We start from the raw sequence: 14,882 nt of genomic DNA, 5'->3' as shown, positions 1-14,882 counted from the left end.
TTTCCCTCTTGGTGCGTCCGTTGCGACGCTTTCAACTTACGATTCAGCCTGAATGACCTTTTGCACGTCTTCCGGCGTACTGACGGCCTTGCCCGCAATGGCCCGATCAATCTTGCGGACCATACCTGACAGCGCTTTACCTGCGCCAATCTCCCATGTCTCGGTCACGCCTTGCGCCGCCATGTATTGCACGCTTTCACGCCACCGAACCGAACCCGTGATCTGCTCGACCAGCAATTGACGGATCAGGCTAGGGTCCGAGACCGCCTCGGCCCGCACATTGGCCACCAGCGGCACAGCAGGTGCCTTGATTTCAACCTCTGACAGCGCCTCTGCCATTACGTCTGCGGCAGGCTGCATCAGAGCGCAATGGAACGGCGCGCTAACCGGCAACATCACTGCGCGCTTGGCACCTTTTTCCTTAGCGATCTCGGCAGCACGCTCTACGGCGGCTTTGGAGCCTGAAACCACGACTTGTGTCGGATCATTGTCATTTGCGGCCTGACAGACTTCGCCCTGCGCGGCTTCCTCGGCCACGACGCGGACGGCGTCCAAATCCAAACCCAAAATGGCAGCCATTGCGCCTTCGCCTACCGGCACGGCGCTTTGCATGGCCTGACCACGAGTGCGCAGCAGGCGGGCAGTATCGGCAACCGACAAAGCTCCAGCAGCGGCCAGCGCGGAATACTCACCCAGCGAGTGACCGGCTACAAATGCTGCGTCAGTAACCGAAACACCTTCGGCATCCAGCGCGCGCATCACCGCCATTGACGTCGCCATAAGCGCAGGCTGCGCGTTCTGCGTTAGCGTCAGATCCGCTATATCACCTTCCCAGATCAGGCTACTCAGCTTTTCACCCAGCGCCTCGTCGACCTCGTCGAACACAGCCTGAGCAGCCGGATAAGCCTCGGCCAGAGCCTTGCCCATCCCGATAGTTTGGGCACCCTGCCCCGGAAAAACGAATGCGCGTGTCATTGCGACCTCTTGGATGACGTTAGGTTGCGGCGGGGTGTAAACCGTGCGCGGGCGCGGCACAAGCACTGCCTGACCTCTGCAATCTGGCACTTTTGCTGTGCGTGGCTCGCTATTGCGTCCTGATCCCATGGCTTTAGGTTGAACGCAGCCACCCCAGTACGGAGCAACCAATGCCCTCGACCAACACCTTTTCCAGCTATGGCAGTGTGGCCAAGACCTTTCACTGGTTGACCGCCTTGCTGATCTTTACCGCCCTGCCGCTGGGATGGTTCGCCAACAATCTGGCCCACGCAATCTATGATCCGTCCATCCCCACCACCGAAGAGGACCTTGTTCGGGCGGTTCAGTTGTTCTCGCTCCATAAAACAGTCGGGGTCACCGTCTTTTTTGTCGCGCTGGCCCGCATCTTATGGGCGATGACCCAGACCAAGCCCGGCCTGTTGAACGCAGACAACAAACCCGAAGCCTTCGCCGCCGAGGTCGTACACTGGATGCTCTATGCCTCGCTGGTTCTGGTTCCCCTGACTGGCTGGCTGCACCATGCCGCAGCGGAAGGTTTCGCCCCGATCCTGTGGCCCTTTGGGCAAAATCTGCCCTTCGTACCCAAGTCACCCTATGTCGCCGAGGTTACGGCGGGCCTGCACTGGCTGTTCATTCTGGTTCTGGCGGGATCACTAATCCTGCATATCGCAGGTGCCCTCAAGCACCATGTGGTCGACAAGGACAGCACTCTACGCCGTATGCTGCCCGGCCGTTCAGACGTGCCTCAGCCCCCAGACCAACATCACTCTGCCCTACCCGCTGTTGCTGCGCTGGCTATTTGGGGTGCGGTCCTGTTGGGTGGTTGGTCCACGGGCGTATTCTCGGATCACTCCGCCGCCGCAACCGACACCGCAGAACTGTCCGAGGTGCAATCGGACTGGCAGGTGCAAGAAGGCACACTGTCCATTACCATCACCCAACTGGGCAGCCCAGTGACCGGCACATTCGCCGATTGGACCGCAGCAATTGCCTTTGAAGACCCATCTGAGCCGGGCCTAGCCGGTACAGTTGACGTCACAATCGCGATCCCTTCGCTGAGCCTTGGAACGGTTACGGATCAGGCCATGGGGGCCGATTTCTTTGACAGCACCCAATTCCCGACCGCCCAGTTCAAGGCCGACCTCTACAAGACCGACACCGGGTACGAGGCCCGCGGTCCGCTGACCATCCGCGACAAAACTATGGATGTGGTGCTGCCTTTCACACTTGATCTTCAGGACAACACCGCCGCGATGTCCGGGGTGTTGGAATTGAACCGGCTGGATTTTGATGTTGGCAAGTCCATGCCCGGCGAGGACTCGCTGGCCTTTGTGGTTGCAGTTTCTGTGGAACTGGTCGCGCAACGAGCCGAATAAAAAAACCGCCGAGGCGACGTGCCTCGGCGGTTTTGTTCAGAAGATCGCGTGCGACTTATTCAGCCTTAACTGCTTCTACCGAGATCCGGACTTCGACTTCGTCACCGACAAAAGGCGCAAACTGACCTAGATCGAAATCGCTGCGTACCAGCGTGGTGGTCGCGTCAAAACCCGCCCACGGCTTTTTCGCCATTGGGTGTTCGGACACCTGGTTCAACTTGGCATCCAGAACGACCGACTTGGTCACGCCGTTCATGGTCAGATCGCCGGTGATGTTGGCCGTGTTTTCACCGGTGACTTCGATACCAGTCGAAGTAAAGGTGACCAGGTCACCTTCGGCGGCGCCAAAGAAATCTTCGGTCATGAAGTGATCTTCGCGTGGCTTCCAACCGGTGATCATTTCAATCACGGGCATCGAAACAGAAACGCTGGATGCCGCAGGGTCTTCTTGGTCAAACATGATCTCGCCTTCGAAGCCCGAGAACATGCCGGTCGTGGTGGAATAACCCAGGTGGTTATAGCTGAAGACGACCTGGCTGTGGCTGGGGTCCAAAACGTATTTCTCGGCGCTGGCAAACGCCGAAGTTGCCGAAACGGCCAGTGCAGCAGCAAGAAGGGTGGATTTCATAACAATCTCCGAAAAATTATGGATGCAACCCGAATGGGTTGCTCGATAACGAAAATGTGCTGCCCAAGGGCAGCACACAAGTATTATTCTCTAACAGTTTCTGTTCCTAGATGAACAGAATAAATTTCACGCGAAGATTGTTACGCTTCCACTGAGTTGCCCCTTGAGCGCTCGGCTGACATCCGCCGATTGCAGCGGCAGTTTCATCAGCAGGCTGCCATCGACATCGTACAATTCGACCTGATCGTCGGCAAAGCGGGCACCACCCAAGGTGTCATAGCTGCGGCGCAGAACGGTCTGCGGGCGGCCGTTTTCGTTCTTTTGCAGAACCCGAACCTCGCGGCGGATCGGATCGAAATAAGCATCCGGGCGGGCATCCAGCAGCTGAATCGTCAGCAGGCTAACCCCGACCAGCAGAAACATAAGTGACGCAGCCAGCTTGATTGGCCAGACTTCGGCGGCCATTGCGGAACCGGCCACCAACCACATGGAAAACGCCATCACGATCAGAAAGGCGCCCAGGACGCGGGCCAGTACCATCCGAACCTTCCAGTTCGGTGCAAAGGTGATCAGAACTGGTACAGATTTCTCATAGTTCGCTGAGGTTGCGGACTCTTCGAATGCATTCGTATTCATCGCGGTCATCTCTCTCACCCTGTTTTTCAGGTTGCCGTTCTGGGTCCGGTAATTCCGGATAGTCCCCGGTATGAAAAACAACTTTGAGCCGAAAAGCGTCAGGAATTGGGCAGCGCAATGTTAATTGGATGTTAATAGCACGACACCGCCAAGGCGTCTGTGGCGGGGCTTGCCCCTCACGCTCAAACGTGTATATGAGGCCATCCTTCGCAAATCTTATGAATCGCGCAGCCTCTCGTGGCAGGGTCGCGAAGGACAAAATGGCCCCGCCTATGAAATGCGCCTTGATAGAAACAGGAGTACACATGCCGCTGTATGAGCATGTAATGATCGCGCGTCAGGACCTGTCCAACGCGCAGGCAGAAAGCCTTGTCGAACATTTCGGCACCGTTCTGGCGGACAACGGCGGTAACGTCGTCGAAAGCGAGTACTGGGGCGTTAAGACAATGGCCTACAAGATCAACAAAAACCGCAAGGGTCACTATTCCTTCCTGAAGACCGACGCCCCCGCTGGCGCCGTTCAGGAAATGGAGCGCCTGATGCGCCTGCATGATGATGTTATGCGCGTTCTGACCATCAAGGTCGACGAGCATGCCGAGGGCCCTTCGGTCCAAATGCAGAAGCGCGACGAGCGCGAAGGCCGCCGCGAGCGCCGTTGATCAACGCCTGACGAAAGGACATAAACCATGGCCGCAAAACCATTTTTCCGCCGCCGCAAGGTCTGCCCGTTCTCGGGCGACAACGCGCCGAAGATCGACTATAAAGACACCCGTCTGCTGCAGCGCTACATCTCTGAGCGTGGCAAGATCGTACCTTCCCGCATCACCGCCGTTTCGGCGAAAAAGCAGCGTGAACTGGCCCGTGCTATCAAGCGCGCCCGCTTCCTCGCCCTGCTGCCCTACGCCGTGAAGTAAGGAGAGACTGACATGCAAGTTATCCTTCTGGAACGCGTTGCGAAACTGGGTCAGATGGGCGACGTCGTTGACGTCAAGCCCGGCTACGCCCGCAACTTCCTGTTGCCTCAAGGCAAAGCGCTGAGCGCGTCCGAGGCAAACGTCGCCTCGTTCGAAGCCCAGAAAGCGCAGCTTGAGGCCCGCAACCTGGAAACCAAAAAAGAAGCTGAAGCACTGGCTGAAAAGCTGGATGGTCAGCAGTTCATCGTGATTCGCTCGGCATCGGATGCCGGCGCTCTGTACGGTTCGGTCACCCCACGTGACGCCGCAGACGCAGCAACCGAGGCTGGTTTCACCGTCGACAAGAAACAGATTGCCCTGATCGCACCGATCAAGGAACTGGGTCTGCACTCGCTCGCAGTCAAACTGCATCCTGAGGTCGAAGTTGAAATCAAGATGAACGTCGCCCGTTCGGAAGAAGAAGCCGAACTGCAGGCGTCGGGCAAATCGATCCAGGAACTGGCTGCTGAAGAAGAAGCCGCTGCTGAATTCGAAATCGCCGAACTGTTCGACGATATCGGTTCCGCTGCTTCGGAAGATGAAGAGCTGGTTGCCGAAGAAGCTCCGGCTGAAGAAGACGAAGCCAAAGCCTGATCTGGTTCAATCGAATTTCGAAAAGGCCGCACCGATTTGTGCGGCCTTTTTTCATGCACACGCAAAACGGGCAAATTTCGGCCACATCTCAAGCCTACACTTGCAGATGGGCACTCGTTTCCTATCATCGCGCCCTGAAATTCGGAGTACACAGATGACCGCTTACCTGCGCCGCAGCGCTCTGGCCATGATGCTGATGATCCCCTTCGCTGCTTGCGGAGGGCCGGAGACGGTGTCGCAAGACGCATTCGATCCCCCTCTCTACCCCAACGAAACGCCTGAGTTACGGGCCTCGATCAATAAGTGGGCGGATCACTACGAAGTCCCCCGCGAGCTTGTACACAAGCTGGCGATCCGGGAAAGCACTCATCGCCCGTGGGCTGTGAACCGGCCTTATTATGGACTGTTGCAAATCCTTCCTGCGACGGCACGCTCTATGGGCTACAGCGGAAATGCACAGGGGCTGCTGGACGCCGATGCCAATCTGGAATTTGCCGGAAAGTATCTGCGCGGCGCCTGGTTGCTTTCGGATGGCGATCAGCAAAGGGCAATCTTCCTGTACGCCAAAGGGTATTGGCCCGAAGCCAAAGCCCGCGGAATGCTGGTTGAAACTGGGCTTGTACCCGAATGAATTCCCGCTCAACTTGTACAAAGAACGTAAACATCCGATGCCAATTCGCGTCAGAATCGGCGGAATTCCACCCAAATACCCCAGCTTCACGCAGTTCTGTTGCTCTAAGTACGCATTATGCCTGCGCGATATGAACAATTCCCTTGCGCTTAATACCTCGGTTGACGCAACGTAGGCTTGAATACGGACAGACTGTGCGCTTTCGGGGGGTGGAAAGCGCTATGTAAAAGGTTGGACAGGTGAAACTCATAGACTTGGCCGCGCTCGACCAACAGGAAAAGTCGACCGCAGACATAATCAACTCGGTCTGCGAGGAACTCGGCTTTGACTATGCGTCTTATGCCACTTTAAATCCTGTGAAAGGTGACGTTCAGGGGTATGCGAATTACCCTGACGAATGGAAAATCCATTACGGCAGCCATGGATACCACCATTTCGATCCAACAATATACCAGTCGGTTCTCAGCATTGCACCGGTCGATTGGGGCCGTTTCAATCACGACGAAAAATTTAATGCCGTTTTCCGCGATGCACATGACTTCGGCATTACCCCGCGTGGCTTAACCGTTCCTGTCCGCGGCCCTTACGGCGAATGCGGAATACTAAGCGTGACCCGCGATTGTTCAGATGCTGAATGGGAGTCGCTCAAAAGAGAAGTTATGGGCGACCTGCAAATGGCCGCTGTGCATGCGCATGATACGGTTATGCAGTCCGGGGTTCTGGCCAAAGCATTGTACCTGCCCGCCCTTTCGACACGCGAAAAAGAGATCCTTCAATGGGTCGCTGAGGGTAAATCGCAGCAAGATATTGGTGATATTTTGTCGATTTCCCACCGAACCGTCGAGGTTCACATGCGCTCTGGCCGCGAAAAACTGGGCGCGTTAACCACGCCTCAGGCCATTGGCCGGGCGATAGGTTTGGGCTTAATCGCCCCAGGATAAGCAAAAAATCGAAAAAAATACGGGAAACCCCCAATAGTTTCCGCCCGCGACATGGTTAACTCTCGAGTCACGGTAACCAGACTGTAGGGGGATGGAAATGATCATCGTAATTGATGGTATCAACCAGCATATGTTTAGTGATGTCCTGGACGAAATGTTCAAACTACGAGCCCGCGTGTTCGGCGATCGTTTGGGCTGGGAGGTCAACATAGTAGACGGCCGTGAACGCGATATGTTCGACGACCTGAATCCTGCACACGTGGTCAGCATCAACGACAAGGGGGAAGTCGTTGGGTGTATGCGCCTGTTGCAGACCACAGGTCCACACATGCTTGCGGATGTCTTCAATTCTATTCTGGACGGTGAACCGCCCTTGCGCAGTTCACAGGTCTGGGAAGCGACCCGGTTCTGTGTCGACACCAAACGACTGGGCCAAGGGCGCGGCAAAAATTCAGTGTCCTATGTGACCAGCGAGGTCATGATCGGCTCGTTCGAATACGCCAAAACCGCAGGCGTACTGGACTCGATCGCTGTGATTGACCCAATTATGAACCGTGTTCTGCAACGGTCGGGCAATGCCCCGTATGATTACCTCGGTAGTGCAAAACCAATGGGCAAAGTGGTTGCGATGGCGGCGTTGATGGATTGCTCGGATGAACGAATATCGGGCATTCGGGACTATGCGGGAATCGAACATGACGTCTTCCTGACCGAAGAACAGGCGCTGAGTCTGTTCGCGCTCAGCAAGGCCGAAAAACCCGCTAATGTCGATCACCAACCGCTGACCGAGCTTGAGAAATACTTCGTCGAACAGATGCATTCAGCAAAATCGAAAGACGAAGTCAAAGACGTGCTTAAACTGATCGAAGCGCTGTCAGATCGTTTCACGCCAGAGCAAAAGACTGCTCTGCTGAGTACCCCCCGTGCTTTTGCTCATGAGGCCTGACCCCCTCACCTCATAAGATCAAAAGCCACCCACCGGAGCCGTCTGATTGTCAGACGGCTCCGCTTTTTTTTGTGCCCCGTGGGCAGGGGGCGGAAGAGGATTACTCCTCTTCCAGTGCCTCTACGGCTTTCTGCAGGTCGTCTTTGCTGACTTCTTTGTCGGCAACCTGAGCTAGTTCAACGATGTAGTCGATGACTTTGTCTTCGAAGATCGGCGCGCGCAACTGCTGCTGCATCTGAGCGTTCTGCTGCACGAACTCAAAGAACTGACGTTCCTGACCCGGGTACTGACGCGCCTGGTTCATGATCGCCTGCGTCATCTCGGCATCGGTGACTTCAACCTCGGCCTTCTGACCCAGCTCGGCCAGCAGCAGGCCCAGACGCACGCGGCGCTCGGCCAGTTTGTTGTGCTCGTCGGTGGGCTCGATCTCGGCGTGGTCGTGGCCTTCCACTTCCGGGTTTTCCTCGTGCCACAGCTGGTGAGCGATCTGCTTGGCTTCGGCTTCAACCAACGACGGCGGCAGGTCGAAGGAAACGATCTTGTCCAGCGCATCCAACAGCGCGCGCTTCATGACCGCACGCGACGCACCGGAATACTCTGCCTCCAGACGCTCAGCGATCTGAGCTTTCAGACCAGCCAGATCTTCGGCACCGAACTTGGTGGCCAGCTCGTCGTTAATCTCGGCAGCAACCGGCTCTTTCACTTCTTTCACCGTGCAGGTGAAAACAGCGTCCTTACCGGCCAGGTTTTCGGCGCCGTATTCTTCTGGGAAGCTGACGTTCACGTCTTTTTCTTCTTCGGCCTTCACACCGACCAGCTGCTCTTCAAAGCCGGGGATGAAGCTGTTCGAGCCCAGAACCAGCGGGTAGTCTTCGGCCGAACCACCTTCGAATTCTTCGCCGTCCACTTTGCCAACAAAGTCGATCACAACCTGATCGCCGTCTTTGGCTTTGGACCCCTTGCGGCGCGCTTTGAAGTCCTGCGCGGTTTCTGCCAGGCTTTTCAGCGCTTCTTCGACGGCCTCATCGTCTGCTTTGACAATCAGCTTTTCCAGCTCGACCGATTTCAGATCAACTTCGGGGATTTCCGGCAGCGCCTCATAAGACATCTCGACGTGCACGTCGTCGCCTTCTTTCCAGTCTTCGTTGGTCATCTTGACGTCGGGCTGCAGTGCAGGGCGTTCACCGCTGTCTTCAAAGTGCTTGTTCATGGCACCATCGATGCTTTCCTGCATCGCTTCGCCCAGCAGGCGCTGACCAAACTGCTTTTTCAGCAGGGCCATCGGCACCTTGCCTTTGCGGAAGCCCTTCATCTCGACTTCGGGCTGTGCTTCGGTCAGTTTTTCGTTAACCTTGTCGTCCAGCTCGGCTGCGGTCACAACGATGTTGTAGCCGCGTTTCAGACCTTCGTTCAGCGTCTCGGTAACCTGCATTATGGTAGTCCCCATAGGATTCGGGGCGCGCAAAACGGCGCGCCGGGCAAATTTGACGCCTTCTATTTGCCCAGCCGCCTGCGTGCAAGGGGGCAAAGCCCGGATCAGCCTTGTTTTACCGCCGATTTGAACAAAAAAAACGCCCCGGACTGACCCGGGGCGCCTATTCCCAAGAAGGTCGGGATCAGAACTTCCAGAGCGCACCCAGAACCCAGGCTTCGTTCTTGTCAAAGTCGACCGTGTCGTCGAAGTCATGGTTGCGATATTTCAGGTACGCATCAGTGTTGATGCTGTCGATCCGCTGAACGACGGCGACACCCCAGGATTTTGTGCTGGACCCGTCGTTTTCGAAATCCGAACCATCGAAATAGTCGATTCCGACACCGGTTTTCCCCCAGGACACCCAGTCCCCTTCATAGGCCAGTTTGGTGTACCAATAGTCCGGGTCGCTGGCACCGGTGGCAGTGTCGTCACGCGTACCCAAAGCCGCCGTAAAGCTGAAACCGCTGGGCAGCAAAACCGAAGCGGACCCGATCGTGTCTTTGCGTTCACCCGAGCTATTGTCGAAATCCCGCACCGCATAGGCCACGCTTGCGGCAAACTCCACGCCATTTGCGAAAGTATTGCCGTAAGAAACCGCGATGTCGTAGTAGTCATCATCGTCGCTGCTGGACAGAATGTTCTGACCATAGGCAATTGCCGCTGAGAAACCGTTGAAGTCGGGGGTGTCGTAACGGATCCGGCCACGGCGAGCGCCATCAAAGTTGCTGGCAGAGTCACCGACGGTGATACCGCTTAATACACCGTCCGTACCGCGATAGAAAAACGCACCGTTTTCGTCGTTCGTAAAGGAATACAAAGCCGTTCCAACATAAGACAGGTCAACCTCGGCCGCACCGTCCGACGCCATGCTCCCCTGCCCGGCCGAGAACTTGCCGTATCCCCCTTTTAACGAGAAATCGACATGTCGGATGTCTTCCCGTGACCACCCGTCATTGTTGGTTCCATTCTGGTTGGCCGTTCCCGTACTCGGCAGACCCAGTCCGGTTTCGAAACGGAACATGAATTCATTGCTGCCATAGGGCTGCATCAGCCGCAGGCCGACGCGGCTGTTGGAAAGGTCATTGTCCAGCAAGCGCGTTTCCGTTTCCTCGCCATCATCGACCGAGACGATCACCGGATCGAGCTGTCCGTACAACAGAACGTAACCGCCACTGTTGTTGTTGTATTTCAGTTCCGCTGCCGCGGGAATTGCCGTTGTCGCAACCAACATCGCAGCTATTGAGGACAGTTTTAGTTTCTGGGTCATTTCATTCACCTTGAAAATTCCGGCTTTCGTTGCTCATCAATCGCGCGCATGTCGCCATGGCTCCAGAGGCCTCTTGCGATACTTTCAAAGTATTGCATGTCCGCCACTCAGAGCAGGAAAGTCAGAAATAATTCCTATTTTAATCAACGCATTATCTGCAGGAAGACCGCAGCCGGAGACCCCCTCCAAGCGAATTCTGACGCCCGGCTATGCGTCTGGCAAACACTCGATTTGACGACACCGCAAACCCGTCGGCCAAATGCTGCCGAAGATCGGGTGGATCGGCCAAATCTCGCCTAAAAATCATATATTAAGTTGTTTGAAAACTTCAGGAAGCAACTCGGGCAAGTCTTCAGCGATAAGCCCCGGGCCAAACGCACGCGCGCATTCCACATGCAACCAAGCCGCTGTTTCAGCGGCCTGCATCGGGGCAAACCCACGCGCGAGCAGCCCGGTGATAAAACCAGCCAGAACATCGCCGGACCCGGCCGTAGCCAACCAAGGGGCCGCACGGTCGTAGACTGCTGCATTGACCGAACACTGTCCGTTCGGCGCCGCGATCACCGTGTCCGGCCCTTTGAACAAGATCACGCACCCTGCCCGCTTGGCGGCCTCGCGTGTTGCATCCACCTTGGAATAGGCCGGGCCTTGGGTTGCAGGGGCTGACAGCTTTTCGGCAATATCCGGAAACAACCGCGTAAACTCACCACCATGTGGTGTCAAAACGCAGTTTTCATGCAATTGCGCGAACAAGGCTGCGGGATCATCCGCAAAAGCCGTCAATGCATCCGCATCCAGTACAGTCGCGCGCTTGGCGTTCAGAGCAGCTGGCACCAATTCCCACGCACGCTCCAGCCCCAACCCGGGGCCAAGGCACAATGCGTTGAGCCGCTCGTCCTGCAGCACTTGTGTCAGGCCATCCGCTCCTTCGACCCTCTGCAACATGATGGCTGTGACCTGCGCAGCGACCTCCATCTGAGCCGCCGGAGGCACCCCCAACGTCACAAGCCCTGCCCCAATCCGCAGAGCCCCGCGCGCCGCCAATCGAGCAGCACCGGTTTTAACTGCGCCACCCGAAAGGATCAGAGCGTGGCCGTGGGTGAACTTGTGATGCTGTTTGGATTTTGGCAAGCGATAGAGCGGCAACCCACCCCATGTTCGCTCGTCCTTCACGCGGCCCGGTGCTTCGGCAAGGGTTAAAAAAGCAGGGCGGTTCGCTCTGCGAAAAGGCTTTGGGCCTAATGTGAACGCATCGTCATATGGTTCACCGTTAAAGCGGCAACGCTGAATGGAGATACCGATGTCTTTCACAACTAGCCTGCCACACAAATCCGGCCCTTGCGCCAGGAAATGCCCGGGCTTTGGGCTGTCGAAACAAACAGTCAGCCACGCAAAACGGTCGCGCAAAGCACGCGCGCCGCCCGCTTGGGCAGCCTTGCTCCGTATCTCTGCAGGAACACTGTCCAGCAACTTGCTAGACCATGGGTTCGGAGCCTCTTGATGCAACACACGCCCGCTGTCCAGACACAATCCGGACGGGGCGTCGATGCTGATTATGCGGTCGGTGTAGTGGTCCCCATTCACACCAGAAAGATGCCGAACGACCTTGAACAACTCACCGTCCAAACCGCGTTTCAGCCCCGTACCGAACAGTGCGTCAACGTATAGATCGGCAAAACCACCCTTGCGCATGTCCTGTTCAGTCAGCGGTACAACCTCCCCAAACTCCAACCATCGATCATAATTCACTCGCGCATCTGCCGGCAGCTTCTTGGGATCGCCATAGAGAAAGACCTCGACCTCCCAACCCCACTCTTTCAGCAGCCGGGCAACAACAAACCCATCTCCACCATTATTCCCCGGCCCACACAAAACCACAGCGCGCCCCGAGGTCTTCGACAGTTCTGGCCACTCCTCGAAAATCGCCTCGACAACGCCGCGCCCGGCCCGCTCCATCAACTCCAGCCCGGTCACCTCGCTAGACTCAATCGCGGCCTGTTCGATGGCCCGCATCTGTGAAGCTGTCAGCAATTCCGTCATCTCAAATTCCCTCGATGATTCAATTTTGATTACTTTTTATGCAAGTCGATCAAAATTTCACCCACCGCTTAATTTCTCACCACAAGGGCCCGGCCATTTTCGCAATCAGATTGCCGACCGATCTTAGACGTGATCAGTGCCTTTCTGACAAGAGTTATAGGAGCCCGGGATGAAGAAGATCGAAGCGATCATCAAACCGTTCAAACTGGACGAAGTGAAAGAGGCGCTGCAGGACGTAGGTGTCCAGGGCCTCAGCGTGATCGAAGTTAAAGGGTTCGGCCGACAGAAAGGTCACACCGAGCTCTATCGCGGCGCTGAATACGTGGTCGACTTTCTGCCCAAGGTGAAGATCGAGGTCGTTCTGGACGATGACCAGGTTGACGCCGCCATCGAGGCCATCGTGTCCGCCGCGAAAACCGACAAGATCGGCGACGGCAAGATCTTTGTCTCGCCCGTTGAACAAGCCATTCGCATCCGTACCGGCGAGACCGGTTCGGAAGCCCTGTAATCGAACACCCAATAGAGGAATAAGAGTATGAGCAAGGACGCAGTTCTTCAGCTGATCAAGGACGAAGGCGCCGAATACGTCGATGTTCGCTTTACCGACCCGCGCGGCAAGTTGCAGCACGTGACCCTGATGGCCGACCAGGTTGACGAGGATTTCCTGGAAGAAGGCTTTATGTTCGACGGTTCGTCCATCGCGGGCTGGAAGTCGATCGAAGCATCGGACATGAAGCTTATGGTCGACACCGATAGCGCGTATGTCGATCCGTTCTACGCCGAAAAGACCATCTGCGTGCACTGCTCGGTTGTTGAGCCCGACACTGGCGAAGCTTATGAGCGTGACCCGCGCGGCACCGCTCAGAAAGCCGAAGCATACCTGAAGGCATCGGGTATCGGTGATGTGGCCTATATGGGCCCCGAAGCCGAGTTCTTCCTGTTCGACGATGTTCGTTTCTCTAACACTATCAACAAAGTATCCTACGAAGTTGATGCAACCGACGCATCGTGGAACACCGACACCGAGTACGAGATGGGCAACATGGGCCATCGTCCGGGCGTCAAGGGGGGCTACTTCCCGGTCAACCCGATTGACGAAGCACAGGACCTGCGTTCGGAAATGCTGTCGACCATGAAGCGTCTGGGCATGAAGGTCGACAAGCACCACCACGAGGTTGCCTCGTGCCAGCACGAGCTGGGTCTGATCTTCGACAGCCTGACTAAACAGGCTGACGAGCTGCAGAAATACAAGTACATCATCCATAACGTTGCCCACGCCTACGGCAAATCGGCGACCTTCATGCCGAAGCCGATCGCAGGCGATAACGGCACCGGTATGCACGTCAACATGTCGATTTGGAAAGACGGCAAGCCGCTCTTCGCTGGCGACAAGTATGCTGATCTGTCGGACGAAGCCCTGTGGTTTATCGGTGGTGTTCTGAAGCACGCCAAGACCCTGAACGCCTTCACCAACCCGTCGACCAACAGCTACAAGCGCCTGATCCCGGGTTTCGAAGCTCCTGTTCTGCGCGCCTACTCGGCCCGTAACCGTTCGGGTTGTGTCCGTATTCCGTGGACCGAAAGCCCGAAAGCCAAGCGCGTCGAGGCCCGCTTCCCCGATCCGGCTGCGAACCCTTATTTGGCGTTTGCCGCACTGCTGATGGCCGGTCTGGACGGCATCAAGAACAAGATCGATCCGGGCGAAGCCATGGACAAGAACCTGTACGATCTGCCCGCCGAGGAACTGGCCGATATCCCGACCGTTTGCGGCAGTCTGCGTGAAGCTCTGGAAGCTCTGGCATCGGATCACGACTTCCTGCTGCAAGGCGACGTGTTCACCAAAGACCAGATCGACGGCTACATCGCACTGAAGATGGAAGAGGTCGAAACCTACGAGCATACTCCGCACCCGGTTGAGTACGGCATGTACTACAGCTGCTAAGCGGCGGTTGAACTTAAGAAAAGAAAAGGGCGTCCTACCGGGCGCCCTTTTGCCGTTCAGGGTAACACTTCTTGACTGACACGCACGAACGTCCGAGCCTCGTCCCAAAGTATTGATCAGAGGATTTTGGGAGGGCGCGATGCGGTTGATGTTGAAATTCACAATACCGGTTGAAAAAGGCAATCAAGCAGAACGGGACGGATCGCTGGGAAAAGCCATCGAAGCGCTTGTGAAAGACGTCAATGCCGAGGCCGCCTATTTTGCGCTGGAACACGGAAAACGCATGGGCATTGTCATTTTCGAGGAAAGCGATCAGGCCCGCATGCCGAAAATCAACGAGCCCCTGTTTGCCGCATTGAACGCCAATATCGAAATTCAGCCCGTCCTGACGGCCGAGGATCTGCAGCGTGCATTATAAGTGCCACTCGGATCGCGGGGTCGGTTGGACTTAGCTTATT

16 protein-coding genes are annotated in these 14,882 nt (G+C 56.3%); 10 read left to right on the top strand and 6 right to left on the bottom strand.

All coding sequences use genetic code 11. The features are described 5' to 3' along the window. Positions 1–36: 36 nt before the first annotated feature. The gene (gene fabD / locus ACR0AJ_RS06445; protein ID WP_170349074.1) at positions 37–975 is read right to left on the bottom strand and encodes an ACP S-malonyltransferase; all 939 of its coding nucleotides are present in this window, start codon (positions 973–975) and stop codon (positions 37–39) included. Positions 976–1,145: 170 nt separating this feature from the next. On the opposite strand from fabD, the gene ACR0AJ_RS06440 reads away from it, so the two are divergent. Then, positions 1,146–2,372: a cytochrome b/b6 domain-containing protein gene (locus ACR0AJ_RS06440; protein ID WP_170359013.1), complete on the top strand. Its 1,227-nt coding sequence runs from the start codon at positions 1,146–1,148 to the stop codon at positions 2,370–2,372. Positions 2,373–2,427: 55 nt separating this feature from the next. On the opposite strand, the gene ACR0AJ_RS06435 is transcribed toward ACR0AJ_RS06440, so the two are convergent. After that, positions 2,428–3,000: a YceI family protein gene (locus ACR0AJ_RS06435; RefSeq protein ID WP_170349076.1), complete on the bottom strand. Its 573-nt coding sequence runs from the start codon at positions 2,998–3,000 to the stop codon at positions 2,428–2,430. A 126-nt stretch (positions 3,001–3,126) separates the two neighbouring features. Continuing rightward, positions 3,127–3,636: a hypothetical protein gene (locus tag ACR0AJ_RS06430; RefSeq protein WP_226688309.1), complete on the bottom strand. Its 510-nt coding sequence runs from the start codon at positions 3,634–3,636 to the stop codon at positions 3,127–3,129. A 305-nt stretch (positions 3,637–3,941) separates the two neighbouring features. On the opposite strand from ACR0AJ_RS06430, the gene rpsF reads away from it, so the two are divergent. From rpsF to ACR0AJ_RS06400, 6 genes are all read left to right on the top strand, one after another. Beyond that, entirely contained in the window at positions 3,942–4,295 is a 354-nt protein-coding gene (rpsF, locus tag ACR0AJ_RS06425) for a 30S ribosomal protein S6 (RefSeq protein ID WP_170349078.1), read from the top strand. Between the two features lie 27 nt (positions 4,296–4,322). After that, a complete protein-coding gene (gene rpsR / locus ACR0AJ_RS06420) occupies positions 4,323–4,550 on the top strand; it encodes a 30S ribosomal protein S18 (RefSeq protein WP_005982441.1) in 228 nt (75 codons plus the stop codon). Between the two features lie 12 nt (positions 4,551–4,562). Continuing rightward, complete coding sequence (gene rplI, locus ACR0AJ_RS06415; RefSeq protein WP_170349079.1) at positions 4,563–5,183, top strand: 50S ribosomal protein L9; 621 nt, start codon at positions 4,563–4,565, stop codon at positions 5,181–5,183. Positions 5,184–5,373: 190 nt separating this feature from the next. Next, positions 5,374–5,814 (top strand): lytic transglycosylase domain-containing protein, encoded by a 441-nt coding sequence (locus ACR0AJ_RS06410; protein ID WP_170349429.1) that lies wholly within the window; start codon positions 5,374–5,376, stop codon positions 5,812–5,814. Between the two features lie 239 nt (positions 5,815–6,053). Continuing rightward, positions 6,054–6,755, top strand: a complete 702-nt coding sequence (locus ACR0AJ_RS06405; RefSeq protein WP_170349080.1) for a helix-turn-helix transcriptional regulator — start codon at positions 6,054–6,056, stop codon at positions 6,753–6,755. Between the two features lie 97 nt (positions 6,756–6,852). Then, positions 6,853–7,701 carry an acyl-homoserine-lactone synthase gene (locus ACR0AJ_RS06400; RefSeq protein ID WP_480740394.1) on the top strand — a complete coding sequence of 283 codons (849 nt, stop codon included), beginning with the start codon at positions 6,853–6,855 and terminating at the stop codon, positions 7,699–7,701. Positions 7,702–7,801: 100 nt separating this feature from the next. Here the strand turns inward: ACR0AJ_RS06400 and tig are convergent, their stop codons facing one another. The 3 genes from tig to ACR0AJ_RS06385 all read right to left on the bottom strand — a co-directional run bounded on the left by tig (position 7,802) and on the right by ACR0AJ_RS06385 (position 12,482). Further along, positions 7,802–9,133 carry a trigger factor gene (tig, locus tag ACR0AJ_RS06395; protein WP_170359017.1) on the bottom strand — a complete coding sequence of 444 codons (1,332 nt, stop codon included), beginning with the start codon at positions 9,131–9,133 and terminating at the stop codon, positions 7,802–7,804. A gap of 184 nt (positions 9,134–9,317) precedes the next feature. Next, positions 9,318–10,442, bottom strand: coding sequence for a porin (locus ACR0AJ_RS06390; protein WP_170349083.1), 1,125 nt, complete (start codon positions 10,440–10,442; stop codon positions 9,318–9,320). Positions 10,443–10,745: 303 nt separating this feature from the next. Further along, complete coding sequence (locus ACR0AJ_RS06385) at positions 10,746–12,482, bottom strand: NAD(P)H-hydrate dehydratase (protein ID WP_480740393.1); 1,737 nt, start codon at positions 12,480–12,482, stop codon at positions 10,746–10,748. A 169-nt stretch (positions 12,483–12,651) separates the two neighbouring features. Here ACR0AJ_RS06385 and ACR0AJ_RS06380 point away from each other — a divergent pair, with 169 nt between their 5' ends. The 3 genes from ACR0AJ_RS06380 (at position 12,652) to ACR0AJ_RS06370 (ending at position 14,842) form a co-directional block, all read left to right on the top strand. After that, entirely contained in the window at positions 12,652–12,990 is a 339-nt protein-coding gene (locus ACR0AJ_RS06380) for a P-II family nitrogen regulator (RefSeq protein WP_058280621.1), read from the top strand. Between the two features lie 27 nt (positions 12,991–13,017). Beyond that, the gene (gene glnA, locus ACR0AJ_RS06375) at positions 13,018–14,424 is read left to right on the top strand and encodes a type I glutamate--ammonia ligase (RefSeq protein WP_170359023.1); all 1,407 of its coding nucleotides are present in this window, start codon (positions 13,018–13,020) and stop codon (positions 14,422–14,424) included. Positions 14,425–14,563: 139 nt separating this feature from the next. After that, complete coding sequence (locus ACR0AJ_RS06370) at positions 14,564–14,842, top strand: hypothetical protein (protein WP_170349086.1); 279 nt, start codon at positions 14,564–14,566, stop codon at positions 14,840–14,842. Positions 14,843–14,882 lie beyond the last annotated feature (40 nt).

It is taken from the genome of Ruegeria sp. CJ9, from assembly GCF_056536625.1.
Note: the sequence above shows the minus strand (reverse complement) of the source record. Positions and strands in the feature narration are given on the sequence as shown.

What these genes read in the sequence shown, in the direction of transcription:
- ACR0AJ_RS06370 (WP_170349086.1), top strand. Translation starts at nt 14,564, where the DNA reads ATGCGGTTGATGTTGAAATTCACAATACCGGTTGAAAAAGGCAATCAA.
- tig (WP_170359017.1), bottom strand. Translation starts at nt 9,133, where the DNA reads ATGCAGGTTACCGAGACGCTGAACGAAGGTCTGAAACGCGGCTACAAC.
- ACR0AJ_RS06410 (WP_170349429.1), top strand. Translation starts at nt 5,374, where the DNA reads ATGCTGATGATCCCCTTCGCTGCTTGCGGAGGGCCGGAGACGGTGTCG.
- ACR0AJ_RS06385 (WP_480740393.1), bottom strand. Translation starts at nt 12,482, where the DNA reads ATGACGGAATTGCTGACAGCTTCACAGATGCGGGCCATCGAACAGGCC.
- fabD (WP_170349074.1), bottom strand. Translation starts at nt 975, where the DNA reads ATGACACGCGCATTCGTTTTTCCGGGGCAGGGTGCCCAAACTATCGGG.
- ACR0AJ_RS06380 (WP_058280621.1), top strand. Translation starts at nt 12,652, where the DNA reads ATGAAGAAGATCGAAGCGATCATCAAACCGTTCAAACTGGACGAAGTG.
- ACR0AJ_RS06435 (WP_170349076.1), bottom strand. Translation starts at nt 3,000, where the DNA reads ATGAAATCCACCCTTCTTGCTGCTGCACTGGCCGTTTCGGCAACTTCG.
- rpsR (WP_005982441.1), top strand. Translation starts at nt 4,323, where the DNA reads ATGGCCGCAAAACCATTTTTCCGCCGCCGCAAGGTCTGCCCGTTCTCG.
- rplI (WP_170349079.1), top strand. Translation starts at nt 4,563, where the DNA reads ATGCAAGTTATCCTTCTGGAACGCGTTGCGAAACTGGGTCAGATGGGC.
- ACR0AJ_RS06400 (WP_480740394.1), top strand. Translation starts at nt 6,853, where the DNA reads ATGATCATCGTAATTGATGGTATCAACCAGCATATGTTTAGTGATGTC.
- ACR0AJ_RS06430 (WP_226688309.1), bottom strand. Translation starts at nt 3,636, where the DNA reads ATGAATACGAATGCATTCGAAGAGTCCGCAACCTCAGCGAACTATGAG.
- ACR0AJ_RS06390 (WP_170349083.1), bottom strand. Translation starts at nt 10,442, where the DNA reads ATGACCCAGAAACTAAAACTGTCCTCAATAGCTGCGATGTTGGTTGCG.
- glnA (WP_170359023.1), top strand. Translation starts at nt 13,018, where the DNA reads ATGAGCAAGGACGCAGTTCTTCAGCTGATCAAGGACGAAGGCGCCGAA.
- rpsF (WP_170349078.1), top strand. Translation starts at nt 3,942, where the DNA reads ATGCCGCTGTATGAGCATGTAATGATCGCGCGTCAGGACCTGTCCAAC.
- ACR0AJ_RS06440 (WP_170359013.1), top strand. Translation starts at nt 1,146, where the DNA reads ATGCCCTCGACCAACACCTTTTCCAGCTATGGCAGTGTGGCCAAGACC.